The organism is Vibrio palustris (assembly GCF_024346995.1).
Taxonomy (GTDB): domain Bacteria; phylum Pseudomonadota; class Gammaproteobacteria; order Enterobacterales; family Vibrionaceae; genus Vibrio; species Vibrio palustris.
On the sequence record NZ_AP024888.1, the window covers coordinates 1036764 to 1053364 of the forward strand.

Below are 16601 nucleotides of genomic sequence, written 5' to 3' on the forward strand. Positions count from 1 at the left end.
CATTATTTTAGTCACGATCGTCAAACGCAACAGAGTATTGCTTCGCAGTGTGATCAAGAGCGCTTACCATTTAACGACACATTCATGAATATTTAGTTGATTTACGTATATGACCAACGGCCACATCACCGTCTATCACAATCATTCATCGCTTTTATCTGGCTCAGTTTTCTCTTAGAATTCAACTAACCCCATTTCTCAACAAACAGAATTTTTTATGAATAAAAGTGTTATTACCAACCTTATTGCTATCGCTCTTCTAGCCTGTGGCTATATCACTCACAATGATCTTGCACTGAATGCCGGGTTATTTGCTTTTTCAGGCGCGATTACCAACTGGCTCGCCATTCATATGCTGTTTGAAAAAGTGCCAGGGCTGTATGGCTCAGGAGTTATTCCTGCGCGCTTTGAGTCATTTAAAGCTGCGATAAAAACCTTGATGATGGAGCAATTTTTTACCTCAGAAAACATTCAACGTTTTTTACAAAAAGACACCACATCCGGCGATGGCATTGATCTTGAGCCGGTCATTGCGAGTGTCGATTTTAATCCAGCGTTTGATTCATTGGTTGAGGTCATTGAAGGTTCAAAATTTGGCGGTATGTTATCTATGTTTGGCGGAGTCGAGGCACTGCAACCGATGCGCGAACCTTTTATCGAAAAGATGCAGATCTCGATGAAAAATATTAGCCAAAGTGACACGGTCAAGCAGGCACTCAAGTCCCAACTGCAATCTGATGAGCTTCAAGAAGAAATTCAAATGAAAATTGAAAGTATCATCGAGCAACGTCTTAACGAGTTAACACCACAATTGGTCAAAGAAATGGTGCAAAAAATGATCAAAGAGCATTTGGGTTGGCTTGTCGTATGGGGCGGAATATTCGGTGGTATTATTGGCGTATTGTCCACCTTACTAATCTAAGATTTATCAGCCAGTTAGTTCGCTAACTGGCTTTTTCTTAAGAGCGTTCTCGATTGTTTAATGGAAAACGTTTTATCTTAGCAATTGTCTTTATCTGCGTAATGGCATAGTGCCTTGGCACAAACCAATATAACCCACCCACTAATGCAAAAGCGCCAATTAAATCCATAGGACGATGCACACCTAGCCATAAGCGTGAATAGGCGACGCCAAGCGTCCATACCAGCAAGACGCTCAAAGACACATACCGTTTCTGTTCAATAAAAAGAGAACCAAAGAACAAGGCGCATATTGCAACAAAAATAGTATGTCCGGATGGAAAGGCATAATCTAAATGTTGCTTCCACGCATCTAAGCGCCAGTGAGAAATATAATTTTTCATATTACTCATGACATCCAACTTCTGTTCTACACCTAACTTATAAAAATGCGTTGGCTCTGGGAGAAGTAAGTGCTGTGTCATGATGGTGGTATAAGGTCTTGAAACTTCGGTAAAATCCTTAATACCGAGTTTTAAGATATTTGCGATTAACAATAAAATAAACAATTGCGCAAATAGACTTAAACAGCGTTGTAACGAGTAGGATGCGCCTTTTAAGGACCATAAAAGCCAAGCACCGACCATACAAACCGCCACCCAGCCTTGTGCAGAGTAAGAAAGGTAATGCATGGTGAACCCCATGACAGGGTTGGGGTGTCCGAGTAAATTCACCGGCCAGAAGAAAAAGCACGCAATGGTCGTCATTACAGTGATTACACACAATAACAAGTACACAAGCTTATCGCGGCTTTCTCTCCAATGAACAAATTTCATGTCAATCCTTTTTAGCATCTAGATTACCCGACATTATAATTCGTATAAAAACGAACTGTATCAATATTGTGTTAAATCACCGTCATTGTGTCCCAAATGAATTAGGTCTATTTTCCTTACCGGGATTTAACAAACGAGCGGGATATTGGATAAGGAAAACGCATCAACTATTGAATGGTAAAGCTCTTGATGCTTGCAATACATGCAAAATGATCCGCTGCTTATTTGCCTCTAGGCGATGAGCTGGCACCATAACCGACATAGCTCCTACCAATTTTGAGCCCTTCATTACAGGCGCGCTGATACTTGATACTCCAGGATCTATTTCTGACGTACTTAATGAATATCCTTGCTGACGAATATGCTCGAGTTCTGTTTTCCAGTGTTCTAACTGAGTCTCTTCACCAAAGTAACGCAGAATTTTCTGACAGCGTTGCTCGGGTAAAAATGCCAACATCACTTTGGATGACGCACCACGCAATAGTGGCTGGCTTTGCCCTTGCACGTAACTACACCGAAGAGCCTGCATACTCTCTTTTTGGCTCACACATAACGCACGATACCCAACCGGAACCATATAAGCCGCCATTTCCCCGGTCTGTTTTTGTAAACGCGTCAACACACTATCAACGTCTTCAAGGTTGTGTTCACTGGTACAATAGCTGCGCATTAAAAGCAGCGCCGCCGGTCCAATAATTAGGGATTTATCATGCGCTCCCTCTTCGATGAGGTTCCATTCTTTCAGTAATTTTATATGGCGATATAAACTGCTCAAGGGCACATGTAATTGCTCACTTAACACCTTTGCCGGCACAGGCTCGTCATTGACCGCGACTTGCATAAGTAGCTGCAACGCTTTTTCATTGACTGGACTCGCATTCGCTTGCGTTGTTTTCATGGTTTCCTACCCGTTCTCCTTCAATCGTTAAGGTACATTCTCACATTATAGAAATACATTACAAATTGAATCTAATTATTCTCATAATTAGAGAATAATTAGACCTTAACTATGATTTTCTCACCCCATCACTAATACAGGAAACCATGCACACAAAAAACCGAAATGAGTCACCTCATTTCGGTTTAATATCGTCGCATCTCAAATAATTAAGCGAGCTTAAACGTCGCAACTTTGGCTTTGAGTTCTTCCGACTGCCCATTGAGATCTGTGGCCTGAACCAATGCATGCTGTGCGCCATCAACCAATTGATCGGTGACATCTTTAATCGAAGTGATATTGGAAGTAATCTCATCTGTGACATGGGTTTGCTCTTGCGCCGCCGTCGCGATTTGCGTCGCCATATCACTAATAGAACTTACCGATGAGCGGATCGCCTCTAAGGCTTCGGTGGCTTTATCGGCACCCTCAACGGAGTGTTGTGCCAGCGATTCACTCGCCGACATAATATCCACAGCCTGCTGAGTATTATGCTGTAAGGTCGATATCGTGGTTTTAATGACATCCGTAGATTTATGAGTGCGCTGAGATAATACTCGAACTTCATCGGCAACCACCGCAAACCCTCGTCCTTGCTCACCCGCTCGGGCAGCTTCAATGGCCGCATTAAGCGCCAACAAATTGGTTTGTTCAGCAATTTCTTGAATCGAGGTCAAGACAGTCGCAATCTCTTGTGAGTGCTGATTAAGCTCTGCGATGACACCAGATGCACGATGCACTTCACTGGCGAGCTGATTAATGGAGTGTCGCGAATTATCCACCACAGTATACCCTTGCTCGGTATGCTCTGATGATTGCTGCGCTGCATTCGCCGCATGATCAGCGTGCGAGGCAATTTCTTGCGTGGCCGAAGACATTTGGGTCACTGCGGTTGCGACCAATGTAATTTCTTGTTGCTGGGTTTCCAATTCAGACACCGAGCGATTGGTTTGCAACGTCGATTGTGTCGCCTGCTCCGTTAATTGCTCAGCTTGTTGTCTAACATGACTAATCAACGATTGTAAACTCGCCACAAAACGATTGAAGTTATGGGCGAGATCGCCAATTTCATCTTGGCTTTCAATTGGCATACGCCTTGTGAGATCCCCATTACCATCTGCGATGCTTTTCAACGCTAAAGAAACATTTTTTAATGGTTTAAGTAGTACATTACACAAAATATTAAATAACAGCACACACAGCACTACCACGACAATCGTGGCAATCACTTGGCTCCATAGTGAGTTGTATAAAGGCGCTATTAATGAGTGATGATCCAAAACAATAACGCTGCTAAGCCCCGTTCCCTGAATCGGCTTAGCAAATAACACGGAGTCTTTACCGTTCACTTCTACCCGTAAACGATGACCAGAGACTTCGCTCTGTTTTATATCCGCATCACTTAGACCTAGCTGACTGACACTTTTATTCAATAACTCAGTATTTTGATGGGTAAATATATTGCCGTCACGATTAACGATAAACATGTAGCCTTTACCCGGCAGCACCACCTGTTTCATCGTTTTGATAATATCCGTAATTTGCATATCCGCGCCCAACACAACGTTTTGACCATTGAGCGTTAACGCTTTCCCCATCGAAACCACATTAGCCCCAGTTGCTGACGCAACCGTCGGGTTATCCATAAAGACGCGACTCGGATTTGCTTGGGCATTTTTATACCATCCCCACTGGCGCGGGTCATTATTGCCCTCAGGTAACACCACACCATTAGCATTATTTTGTGAACCATCTGGATAGGCTAAAAATACGTTATCAAAACCAGCAGATTGCTTTAACTGAATTAATCGACTGACGACATCACTAGTCGCAATATCGCTGGGCAGTGATGTCATCACGCGTGATTTAGAGGTAAGCCAATCAGCAACATATTGATTATACGATGCTGAAGAGTTATTGAGACTTTGATCAATACTGGTATCTAATCGTGAGAGTGACGCTTTAAATGCGAGTCCTTCAACAATCACGCTTCCTAAAATAATGGCAAGGCTCGCAGCCAATGCTAACTTGGTTCTTAAAGACAAACTTTTCAACATAATCTACCCTACGTTTCGATTATTTTTATAATAATGCTCTTAAATCCACCGATAGATATGAATGTTAAAAAACGTCAAACGCTATTCACACCATCAACCAATAAACTTATCGCATCGAGTGAGTATATTTTTTTTAGCGTGAATTAAATGAGAAGTAGATGGGGAAATGACGTTTGTAATGTGAGGAATATGAAACGGATGTCTCAAAAATGAAAAACGGAAGTGAATGATTCACTTCCGTTTTATGCGATATTAACTTTTTTTCCATGGCAGTGTGTTTCGCTGGTAATACTGCCAACTTAACCAAAAGCTCACAGCACCAAGCACAGCATAAATTAACAAATTCAGCATCCCATACCACTGCATCACATTGCTCACCGAATCACCAGATAACAAACGAAATGGCACAGAAGCCACTCCTGACACCAAATGACTGAGTGCGTGCGTTCCTAAGATAGATGGGCTCAGCCATTGAATTGCATATGAACCAATAATCATTGCCAATAGTGGAGAATTAATGAATTGCGAAATCAGCATCGCGATACAAGCAATCGGTAAGCTAAATAGCGCGATTGTCCCCATCACCAATACATACTGGAAAAAGGCAGTAAAGATACTGGTGACAGACTGAGAGACGCTGCCCGTCGATGACAACAGCACAGAGAACACAGACATTTCCAGTTGAATCAATAATAGTAACAATGAACAGATCGCTGGGATAACAAGCAAACCGAACACCAGCTTCGATGCGTAAATTTGCAGTTCAGACACCGGCATACTGCGCCAAAATTGTACACTGCCTTCAGTACGTTCTTTACGTAAGGTTTTGGGGAAGTACGTCGTCGTCATTAGCAGGGATATCAAACCAACGAACAATAGAGCAAGGTGTAAATGCTGAAAACCGCCAAAGCCCTGACCCATCAGTAACGACGAATCAATCGATTTATCCATACCGTCGAAATTATTCATCTCGATGTCGTAGGAAATGTTTCCTTGCGTTAGCAATAAGAGCATAAAACCAATGCTCGTAATACCAGTCCAAAGTGGGCCCTTGATAACACGAGGATGCTCAATCAGCTCTTTTTTTAGTAATGTCGTAAAAACACTCATACATTGTGCTCCTTTTGCAAAGCGATAAAGACATCAGCCAATTTTACAGTGTAAATATTGCCCCACTCGCTTACCGTATCACGCTGATGCCCCCTTAATAACCAGCGTGTGGTTCCTAAGCCTGCCTCAGAAGAAATCGGCGCAAGCGCTTTCACTTGCTCATCATAAGTATTCGCCGCCTCAAGGATGAAGTACTCATCAGTAAGCTCGAACATGGTACTGTGGACAATTTTTTGACCTTGTTTCAAGATCAGCACATCGGTTAGTAAATGTTCAATTTCACTCACTTCATGGCTGGCAATAATTACCGAACGCGCTCCCTCACCATCTTCAAACCATTTCAGCATTTGACGATAAAAAGTATCACGATACATTAGATCAAGTCCTAACGTCGGCTCATCCAAAATCAGAATGCGGCACTGAGTTGCCATCACCAAAGCCAAATGGACTTGTACCTTCATCCCTTTAGAGAGGGATCGCACTAGGCTCTTTACATTCACCGAGGTGCCTTGCAAAAATTCAAGCGCATGGTCTTTTTGAAAATCAGGATGCACACCCGCCGTATAATCAATCAGTTGCTTAACTGTCATCCAATCCGGTAAGCAGTTGGTGTCAGAAATACATGCAATACTACGCATCGCTTGGGCGTGGTGTTTAATGGGATCAAAACCATTGATATCCACTTTTCCTTCAAAGGCTTGCAAACCTAACAATGAACGAATCAGTGTAGATTTACCCGCGCCATTATGACCAAGTAGCCCCAGTACCTGACCAGGCTGAACGGTAAAATCCATCTCATGTAATGCATATCCTGCATTCTCTTTGGAGTAAGACTTACGTAAATTACTCGCCGTGATTAAAGCCTTCATAGTTCTTTCTCCATGATGGGTTGTAAATGGGCCACCAGCTCAGGGATATCAATATTAAGCTGTTGTAATGTTTTGGCTAACTCAGGAAGTTGTACGTCTAAAAAGTGCTCACGATGATCCGTTTGCAGTGCCGCTTGCGCCCCAGGTAGAACAAACATACCTTGTCCTCTGCGTTTTTCCACTAAGCCTTCATCGACTAAACACTGATACCCTTTGGCAACCGTAAGATGATTAATTTTCAAGTCTGCCGATACTTGACGTACCGAAGGTAATGCTGCCCCTTCAGGCCACTGACCAAGACGTATTTGTTGTCTTACATGCTCAGCAAGCTGCCGATAAATGGGCTCTCTATCATGCCATTCCATAATGAAACCTAACCAGTGTTATAGTTAACTATAACACTATACTTGATAATCTTAGGGTGCAAGGCTTTCTTCAACAATTTTTACAACCCAACCGCCAGACAAGATTGAACGATTACTTAAATAAGCAGATAATAATGTGATTTCATGTGACATTTTGATGAAATTAAGCATTCACTCATAGAGCTAACCTTGCTTTTATCACCAAAGATCGGCACCCTCATAGACCAATACGCGTTCGCGATATCAAGGACAATTCGAATGAAAACATTAACAACGTTACCCTGCTTACTCGCACTTACGTTTGCCGCCTCCGCCTCAGCAAACGTGACCATTAAAGTGCCAAGTTCTGTCGATATGCTCGTCGTCGACAATGCCAAACCAAAAGAAAATGGTGGCTTATTTGAGGCAACAAAAACCATCGATTTGAAAGACGGACAACATCAAATCCTATTTCGTTATAAACCCGTCTTTACTGAAGGTAGCGATCGCTACACTGTCGAAAGCGAACCACTTCTCGCAACATTTACCGCGACAGATAGTGAAGTCAAATTTGATTTTCCTGAATATCGCAACCGTCGTAATGCAGAGAAAAAAATTGATAATATGACTTGGTCACTGGTGGATGGCGATGGCAAGACCATCAAAACCAAGCAAGACAAATTAATCAAAGAAGGCTTACAAATTGGGCGTAATTACCCAGAAGAAGTGGCTGCATACAATAAAAAAGGCGGCGTAGCCGCGATAGGCGTGCCCGTCAATCAAGCGAGCGCTCAATCGCATCAATCAATGCCTAACAATGTCCAACCAGGCGATGATACTGCCGAGCAAATGTTGCACTTCTGGTACTCTAAGGCAACACCTGCCGCCAAAGCTCGCTTTAAAAAGTTTGTGAACCAGTAATCTGAGCACAGCACCATATAGAATAAAAAAGGAGCACATTTTGTGCTCCTTTGCGGTTAAATCGAGTCAATTTTTTACTCAGTACTGGCTTAGCGCCACAACAGCATTGCAATAGCGGTTAATAAAATCACACACGCGATATTGAGATAAATCCCCACTTTCATCATCTCTTTTTGCTTGATATACCCCGTACCATAGACAATCGCATTCGGTGGCGTCGCCACTGGCAACATGAAGGCGCAGGATGTCGCGACACCAATTAATACCGAAAGTAACACGGGAGATAACCCAAGCGCTTCGGCAACGGTCGCAAATACCGGGATCAGCAACGCCGCACTGGCAGTATTACTCGCAAACTCGGTCAAGAACACCACAAATAAGGCGATCACCACCACAATAAACACTATGCTAAAGCTAGAGATTAACGAATTTAATTCATTAGCTAAAAAGACACTCGTCCCCGTATGCTTTAACACATTACTTAAACAAATTCCGCCTCCGAACAGAAGTAATACTCCCCAGTCTTCCGTTTTTTCGATGTCTTTCCAATGTACAACCCGCGCAAAGCTCACTAACACAATCGCACCCAGTGCAATGATCGTATCAAAACTCTTAAAACCACCTAAGTAACTATTAATTGGTTTACTAAATATCCAGAAACATACGGTTAGCGCGAAAATCCCCAGTGTTACCACTTTACCTTTGTCCCAAGCGACCGGCTTATGGTTCACTTCAAAATCGCCACTCAGATCCGGTTTGATGACCCAATACATCACACAAAGCGCCACGGGCAACAGGATGATCACGGTAGGGAGTCCAAAAGACATCCATTCGGTAAATGATAGCCCCACTTCTGCCGCCGCAATTGCATTGGGCGGGCTGCCCACCAAAGTACCAATCCCACCAATGCTAGCGCTGTATGCTACCCCCAAAAGTACAAACACATAAGTTCTGTGTCCTTGCTGACTATCGACTTTACCAAGAATACCTAATACCAAAGGCAGCATCATCGCGGCTGTTGCGGTATTACTGATCCACATCGACAAAAAAGCCGTAACACCAAATAAAAGAAACGCCGCGACTTTTAAGCGTCCTCTCGCCAATATCAATACCTTATCGGCAATGACTTTATCCAAACCTTGCTGATGCAAAGCCGCCGCTAAGGCAAACCCGCCTAAAAAGACGAAGATAATTGAACTAGAAAAATTGTTCAGCGCGGTTTGCGTATCAAACACTCCAAATAGCACCGCTATAATCGGTACCAAAATGGCAGTGACAGTGACATGCAAAGCTTCGGTTAACCACAACACAGCAGTAAAGGCTAAGATACTCAGCCCTAAAACAACATTCGGCTCGAAAGGTAGTGTGTTATATAACAGCGCAAATAATGCAATATCTGCAATCACAATGAGACTATTACGATTAAATAACCATTCTCGTGTGTTTTTAGGCAGAGGGACCTGATCATTTCTGTTTGTTGTCATTGCTACGTATCCTTATTAGACATCGGGAGACCCTATTTTTTGTGCCCTACGTTATAGGCGAAAACGCGTTATAACTTTGTTAAGTCAATCAAAACTCATCATATTGATACGTCATATACTTGCAGTTAAATCGCAAAAACATAGCTTAGATCACACAATCAAATAACAAAAACCCAGGAGGCGACGATTATGCATAACAAAGTCACATCAATCAGTGGAAAACAATGATTTAAATAAAGTAATAATGAAAATAAAACCAACAAAAACATAATATTAGTAAATATTAACTGTATAAATGAAGTCTTAACTAATTTTTATAACGAATCACGAAAAAAAATAAATTAAATTCAAAAAACACCATCATTTTTTACGTGATGTAAAAAATTTGCTGCATATTTACACACATTACGTTTTTGTAACACTTCTCAACATATCGAATATGTGAAACAATTCACACTTACCCTTTATATCCTTATCTGTACTACTAGGAATCCTTATGTCTTCCATTTTGGATCAGTTAGCGTTTTCAGCCGCCATCACTGGGCCTATCTGTCTTATGCTCGTGCTCGGAGTGGTGTTTAAACGTATCAACTTAATCAACGAAAATTTTATTGATGTCGCGTCTAAAGTCGTGTTTAAAGTCACGCTTCCCACACTTCTCTTTTTAAGCATTGTTCAATCTAATCACGACTTTTCGCAAAGCTCGTCTTTGGTCATTTTTGCCGTTGCTGCCAATTTTGTATTCTTTTTACTTTCAACGTTCTCAACCAACAAAATTTTTAAAAATAACGCAGATAGCGGTGTGATTATTCAAGGCGGTTTTCGCTCGAATACGGGTATTATTGGTTTAGCGTATGTGGCAAACGCTTATGGCAGTAATGGTGTGGCACTGGCGGCTTTATATGTCGCATGTACAACCATGCTATATAATGTTCAAGCGGTGATTAGCCTTACGCCAAAAGGCGCGCAATCCACTACTGAAGCGGCCAAAGTAATGTTACGCAGCATCCGTAAGAACCCACTCATCATCGCCATTGTGGCAGGTTTTGTCTTTTACGGTCTCTCGATTCCCATCCCTCATATGGTATCGGATGCGGGTCATTACTTCGCGAATATGACCTTACCATTAGCCTTATTATGCACAGGTGGCTCTCTCGACTTGAAAGCGATGAGCTCAAACAAAGGACCTACTTGGTTTTCCAGCATGACGAAACTGGTTTTTTCACCACTTTTGATCACTGCCGCTGGCATACTCTGTGGCTTTAAAGGCTTAGAGCTCGGCATCATCTTTTTGATGAGCGCATCACCAACGGCAGCAAGCAGCTACGTCATGGCACGCTCTATGGGCGGTAATGCCGCTCTCGCGGCTAACATTATTGCCATTACTACAGTGTTTTCATTACTAACCTGTACCATCGGTATTTTTACTTTGTCATCGCTCCAGTTGTTTTAATCTGATAACGGTTGGTTGGCCCATTTTATATTCACGAATCATGCGGCTTATCAACTAGTGACGCGTAAATCACTTAACATGCGTTATTTGTATACATTTTTAATGTAATAAATGGCCATATATGCACCAAGATGAATCATGCCAACTAAAAGGCTTGCTTTATCTTGGTGCATTGTTTTATCCACGTTATGGTTATCAGCCCGTTATTGCTCGAAAACTCCCTGCAATCGTCAGTTTTAGGCGTATTTTAAGCCGAACGACAATGTGGCACATGGTTTGCTATCTAATTGATATATAGCAAAGAGTGCGCCGCAAGAAGCGTCCACATCATCACGCTAAATCGAGTTCTCTCGACGTTAGATTGTGAGCATTGACCAAGACAGGATGAAGACTATGCAAGGAAGCGAATCATCAAGCTCGTTACAACGAGGGCTTAAAAATAGACATATACAATTAATTGCCCTAGGTGGAGCCATCGGTACTGGATTATTTTTAGGTATCGCTCAAACCATAAAAACCGCCGGCCCTTCAGTATTACTTGGCTACGCCATTGCCGGTATGATTGCATTTTTTATCATGCGCCAATTAGGCGAAATGGTGGTCGAAGAGCCCGTAGCTGGCACTTTCAGTCACTTTGCTGATCGCTATTGGCATCGCTTTGCGGGTTTTTTATCAGGCTGGAATTATTGGGTTCTTTATATTTTAGTCGGTATGGCAGAGCTCACGGCCATTGGCATTTACGTCCAATACTGGTTCCCCGATATTCCAACTTGGGTATCTGCCTTAGCGTTTTTCTTACTGATTAATGCCGTGAATTTAACCACGGTAAAGTTATTTGGCGAGTTAGAATTCTGGTTTGCGCTGATTAAAATTGTCGCGATTGTTGGAATGATAGTTTACGGCGCTTACATTCTGGTGATGGACGATACTGGCACATCTACCGTGAGTAATCTTTGGCAAAATGGAGGATTCTTTCCTGAGGGAATCCACGGCTTAACCATGGCAATGGCCGCAATTATGTTTTCTTTCGGTGGTTTGGAGTTAATTGGTATCACCGCAGCCGAAGCAGAAAATCCAGAAAAAAGCATTCCGAGTGCGACCAATCAGGTTATCTACCGTATTTTACTGTTTTATATTGGTTCACTGGTCGTATTATTATCGCTGTATCCTTGGCAGAAAGTTGCAGAAGGTGGCAGTCCGTTTGTGATGATTTTCCATGCATTAGACAGCAACTGGATTGCGAACGTATTGAATGTCATTATCTTAACCGCAGCGTTATCGGTTTATAACAGCTGTGTATACAGCAACAGCCGCATGATGTATGGACTAGCAAAACAAGGCAACGCCCCAAAAGCCATGCTTAAAATTAACAAACGCGGGGTGCCTATGGCGGCACTTGCTATATCCGCTATATCAACGGGCGGATGTGTATTAATTAACTACTTCATGCCAGCACAAGCCTTTGGTTTCTTAATGGCTTTGGTGGTCTCGGCTTTGGTGTTGAACTGGGCGGTCATTTCTATTACGCACATGAAATTCAAACTCGCCAAAATCAAGCAGCGCCAGAAACCCCGTTATCCATCTTGGGGCTATCCGATCACTAACTGGATCTGCCTATTCTTCTTAGTCGGGATCCTTGGCATTATGTTCATGACGCCAGGCATGCGCTTATCAGTCTATCTCCTTCCAGCATGGATCGTATTGTTAGCGGGTGCTTACTATATAAAAACCAAACGAGCATCGAATCAGGCGACATCCGCCATGGCCGTGAAATAACTGGGCATTATCTTGGTTCGCCACCTTAGATGCCTGTCTAAGGTGGCTGTTCAGAGTGTCAATACTAATAATCCTCTCAAGTTCAGTGCGTTATTTTACCGCTCATATCACACTTAATGCATAGTATTATTTGGTATCAATAACTTGTGATCGTGATTACAACACGCCTTTGTTAAACCCCTTACTCTACTACCTCAACCGGATTGTTACTGTTTCGACAGGCAAAACCTGGGCGCTTTTATCAGCGCCCAGGTTTTTTTATATCTGTACTACAAGGAAGCCCTACATGCTAAAACACACATTACTTGCTTTCCCGCTCGCCATATTACCTCTAAGTGTACTCGCGGCGACTCAGCAACCCACATTAACTAAGCACCACGTTCCGCTATTAACCGTGGATAATCATCAATTTAAAGATTTAAACCGCGATGGTGTACTGAACCCCTACGAAGACTGGCGTTTATCCGATGAACAACGGGCGAAAGATCTCGTATCACGTATGACACTTGAGCAAAAAGCCGGTGCCATGATGCATGCTTCGGCTCCGTCCCCCACCAGTGTATTAGGGCGTGGTCCGGTTTATGATTTAAAACAACTCAAAACAATGATTCAAACCGATCATGTTAATGCCATGATTACGCGCTTAGATGGTGATAACCCACAGCGTTTTGCCGAGCAAAATAATGCCTTACAGGCTCTGGCAGAAGAGACTTCTCTGGGTATTCCGGTAACGATCAGTACCGACCCACGTAACGCCTATCATTATTCGACACACGACGATATTGATAGCGCAGCAGCAGGCAAGTTTTCGCAATGGCCACAATCACCCGGTTTTGGCGCCATCAATGATAAAAAGCTCACGCGCCAATATGCCGATATTCTACGTCAAGAATATCGCGCTGTGGGGATCACTGAAGCGCTATCACCACAAGCGGATATTGCCTCAGAGCCGCGCTGGGCACGCATTCAAGGTACGTTTGGAGAAGATCCACAGATTGTGCATGATATGGTGGAGAGCTACGTAGAAGGCATGCAAAACGGCCGCAGCGGACTCAACGCCGGCAGTGTCATCACCGTTGTAAAACACTGGGTCGGATATGGCGCCGCGAAAGATGGCTGGGATAGCCACAGTGCTTATGGTAAATATGCAGACTTTGAAGACAACAATTTAGACCAGCACATCTATCCGTTTAAAGGCGCGTTTGATGCACACGTTGCCAGCGTGATGCCGACTTATTCCATTTTAAAAGGCGTGAAAGTGAATGGCAAAGACATCGAACAAGTCGGCGCTGGATTTAGTCATTATCTTCTCACTGATTTATTACGCGATACCTATCACTTCGATGGGGTGATACTCAGTGATTGGCTGATTACCGCTGATTGTAATAAAAGTTGTATTGATGGCGCACCAAAAGGCAAAGCCGGTCGACCAGAAGATTTAGGCATGTCATGGGGGGTCGGTGATTTATCGATTCAGCAACGATTTGTCAAAGCAGTAAAAGCCGGCGTCGATCAATTTGGTGGCGTGGCCGACCCAACGCCTATTGTTTCTGCGGTTAACCAAGGAGATCTTAGCCAAGATGACATTGACCACGCGGTGGTAAAAATCATGAAGCAAAAGTTCGCGACTGGTTTATTTGAAGCGCCATTCGTGGATCCGGATAAAGCAAGCGAACGCTTAGGCGCCCCTAAAAACCAAGCATTAGCCGATGAAGCACAAGCACGTTCCGTAGTACTGCTTAAAAACCAAGATGATACCCTACCACTAAAATCAGGCACTAACGTCTTTCTGTATCATATGGAGCCCTCTGCTGCGCAAGCCGCTGGACTCAATGTGGTCGATTCATTAGACCAAGCCGATGTTGCACTATTGCGGGTATCCAGTCCCTATAGCCACCCTCACCCCAATTACTTTTTTGGCGTTTTACAACATGAGGGGCCGCTCACGTTTGCCCAAGATAGTGATGATTACCGCATGATCCAAAAAGCGAGCAAGGCCGTTCCGACCATCGTGAATATCTATCTCGATCGCCCAACAGTACTGAAGCAAATTAACGATCAATCTGCGGCAATTTTGGCTAACTTTGGCGCAAATGACACGGTATTATTCAACGCGATGACCGGCCACCACGCCATTACAGGCCATTTACCATTTGAAATGCCGCGCTCAATGCAAGCCGCTAAAGAGCAACACTCCGACTTACCCCATGACAGCAAAAACCCTCTTTATCCGATTGGATTTGGCATGAGTTTGTAAGGTGGGTTACAGACAAGGATTAACGTAAACACGAAAAAGGACGCGTTATCGCGTCCTTTTTATATCTAACAATGGCTTTAGCTGTTTAATTCTGAGCAGGCGTGAATACACAATCACGCACTTTCAAACGAGTAGCCGTAACGCTAGCCATGACTATTGATCACACGAATAGATTAATGGCGAGTAATCACGGTACTTCTTAGCTAATTTATCAACAACGCCCATGGTGGCAATATACTTGGCTTATTACTCATTCTGCTATATGTACTGTTTAAGTACTCGTTAATTACCGTGCTTTTAAGCTTTCAAACCGTAAACCACTCGCAGTACGTTCCGGAAAGCCTTTCCAATAAGTATGATGAGCACTGTTAACGCCCTCGTCCCACTGGCCATCGTTAGAATGTGGCACCACATCTAGGTAGGCTGCCATACTCGCGTCATGTTTGAGGTATTGCCCTAACCAAGCGGTAATAAAATGCGTTGAAATGTTATTCATCCGCACATTATCCCAAACGGGATCTAAATAATGCATCGAGAGATTAAACCCTAAATCCGGATCGAATTTGTACATTTCCTCTGGCGGCGCCATGGGAGCTCCCGCATTATGATTGGCATAATTAAACGTTAGCAAAGATCGATCAACGTATGTTGCTGCTTTCCACAATGCACGAACACCATCATCGTAACCAACAATGTCATCTTTTGATCCAGCAATCATCAGCATGGGAACACGAATACCTTTCGCCGTTTGTTCATCCATAAATCCATTATTCATACCTGCAGGCGCGAAGGTAACGGCTGTTTTTATACGATCATCGGCAAGCGCGAGATACTCATCACTGCCTGCTAAGTATTGATCTAATGTGCCCGTCGGTGCAGAGAAAAAACCTTCATTTTGATGAATACCATAAGAGGTTAAACCGCCTCCTACTGTTACAGTTGTGCCATATGCTCCCATAGAATAACCAATGATCCCTGTATTATTGGTGTCCACTAAGTCATAAAGATACGATGAGGGATCGTTAGCTAAATCACTTATTTGGTCGAGAATAAACAACTGATCTTTCGTACGGTTAACAATACTGGAGCTGATATCACCTAACGTGCGGTACGTTGAATCTGTATGGTCGATAGCAACCACAACGTAACCTTTTGAGGCAATATTTTCTGCTATGGGTGACAACAAAAAGCGATTACCAGGATAGCCATGGGAGATGATGACAAGAGGAAAAGCTTTCTTAGATTTCAGTGGTTTCGCCCCTACTACAGCACGCCCATGCAGAGCGATTTTTGTTTTTCCATCACGTGCATATACATCGAGCACATGGGACCCTTTCGCATTACGCGCCGCGGGATACCAAGTTTCAACCGTTAACGGTCGATCATAATAAGGGAAGGCATCACCCTTCTGCCTGTCTCGATCTGTCTTCAACACATCAATCTGATTTTTATGTATGAAATCTAATTGCCTAACGCCGACGGTCTGATTGCCATATGCGGCGAGCTCTGGAGCATCTGCTCGTATAATATCAATACGATTCTCAGCATATGCTGCTGACAATGGAAGACAAGACGCCATTAAAAGCGTCACAGCATAGCGCGATATAGGTTTATTATTCATCGCCATCATCCTTTACACTGACTGTTTTAATCTAAG

General features: G+C 43.2%; 13 protein-coding genes. 5 read left to right on the forward strand and 8 right to left on the reverse strand.

Going from position 1 to position 16601, the window contains the following annotated elements:
* Positions 1-217 precede the first annotated feature (217 nt).
* Entirely contained in the window at positions 218-922 is a 705-nt protein-coding gene (locus tag OCU30_RS17120) for a DUF445 domain-containing protein (protein WP_077314762.1), read from the forward strand.
* A 37-nt stretch (positions 923-959) separates the two neighbouring features.
* Here the strand turns inward: OCU30_RS17120 and OCU30_RS17125 are convergent, their stop codons facing one another.
* The 6 genes from OCU30_RS17125 to OCU30_RS17150 form a co-directional block, all read right to left on the reverse strand.
* The gene (locus tag OCU30_RS17125; RefSeq protein ID WP_159439141.1) at positions 960-1736 is read right to left on the reverse strand and encodes a phosphatase PAP2 family protein; all 777 of its coding nucleotides are present in this window, start codon (positions 1734-1736) and stop codon (positions 960-962) included.
* Between the two features lie 163 nt (positions 1737-1899).
* On the reverse strand, positions 1900-2634 hold the full coding sequence (locus tag OCU30_RS17130) for an IclR family transcriptional regulator (RefSeq protein WP_077314760.1): 735 nt from the start codon (positions 2632-2634) through the stop codon (positions 1900-1902).
* Between the two features lie 209 nt (positions 2635-2843).
* Positions 2844-4730, reverse strand: coding sequence for a methyl-accepting chemotaxis protein (locus tag OCU30_RS17135; RefSeq protein ID WP_077314759.1), 1887 nt, complete (start codon positions 4728-4730; stop codon positions 2844-2846).
* A gap of 252 nt (positions 4731-4982) precedes the next feature.
* Positions 4983-5840 carry an ABC transporter permease gene (locus tag OCU30_RS17140; protein ID WP_077314758.1) on the reverse strand — a complete coding sequence of 286 codons (858 nt, stop codon included), beginning with the start codon at positions 5838-5840 and terminating at the stop codon, positions 4983-4985.
* Positions 5837-6709, reverse strand: coding sequence for an ABC transporter ATP-binding protein (locus tag OCU30_RS17145; protein ID WP_077314757.1), 873 nt, complete (start codon positions 6707-6709; stop codon positions 5837-5839). Before OCU30_RS17145 ends, OCU30_RS17140 begins: the two co-directional genes overlap by 4 nt.
* Positions 6706-7077, reverse strand: coding sequence for a GntR family transcriptional regulator (locus OCU30_RS17150; protein WP_095532911.1), 372 nt, complete (start codon positions 7075-7077; stop codon positions 6706-6708). Before OCU30_RS17150 ends, OCU30_RS17145 begins: the two co-directional genes overlap by 4 nt.
* Positions 7078-7332: 255 nt before the next feature.
* On the opposite strand from OCU30_RS17150, the gene OCU30_RS17155 reads away from it, so the two are divergent.
* On the forward strand, positions 7333-7974 hold the full coding sequence (locus tag OCU30_RS17155) for a DUF2057 family protein (RefSeq protein WP_077314755.1): 642 nt from the start codon (positions 7333-7335) through the stop codon (positions 7972-7974).
* An 89-nt stretch (positions 7975-8063) separates the two neighbouring features.
* Here OCU30_RS17155 and OCU30_RS17160 read toward each other — a convergent pair whose 3' ends face one another.
* Entirely contained in the window at positions 8064-9458 is a 1395-nt protein-coding gene (locus OCU30_RS17160; protein ID WP_261821313.1) for an SLC13 family permease, read from the reverse strand.
* A gap of 496 nt (positions 9459-9954) precedes the next feature.
* On the opposite strand from OCU30_RS17160, the gene OCU30_RS17165 reads away from it, so the two are divergent.
* The 3 genes from OCU30_RS17165 to OCU30_RS17175 all read left to right on the forward strand — a co-directional run bounded on the left by OCU30_RS17165 (position 9955) and on the right by OCU30_RS17175 (position 14944).
* Positions 9955-10911 (forward strand): AEC family transporter, encoded by a 957-nt coding sequence (locus OCU30_RS17165; RefSeq protein WP_077314753.1) that lies wholly within the window; start codon positions 9955-9957, stop codon positions 10909-10911.
* A gap of 393 nt (positions 10912-11304) precedes the next feature.
* On the forward strand, positions 11305-12687 hold the full coding sequence (locus OCU30_RS17170) for an amino acid permease (protein ID WP_077314752.1): 1383 nt from the start codon (positions 11305-11307) through the stop codon (positions 12685-12687).
* Between the two features lie 286 nt (positions 12688-12973).
* Positions 12974-14944, forward strand: coding sequence for a glycoside hydrolase family 3 protein (locus tag OCU30_RS17175; RefSeq protein ID WP_077314751.1), 1971 nt, complete (start codon positions 12974-12976; stop codon positions 14942-14944).
* Positions 14945-15230: 286 nt separating this feature from the next.
* On the opposite strand, the gene OCU30_RS17180 is transcribed toward OCU30_RS17175, so the two are convergent.
* Positions 15231-16565, reverse strand: a complete 1335-nt coding sequence (locus OCU30_RS17180; RefSeq protein ID WP_077314750.1) for an alpha/beta hydrolase family protein — start codon at positions 16563-16565, stop codon at positions 15231-15233.
* Between the last annotated feature and the right edge of the window lie 36 nt (positions 16566-16601).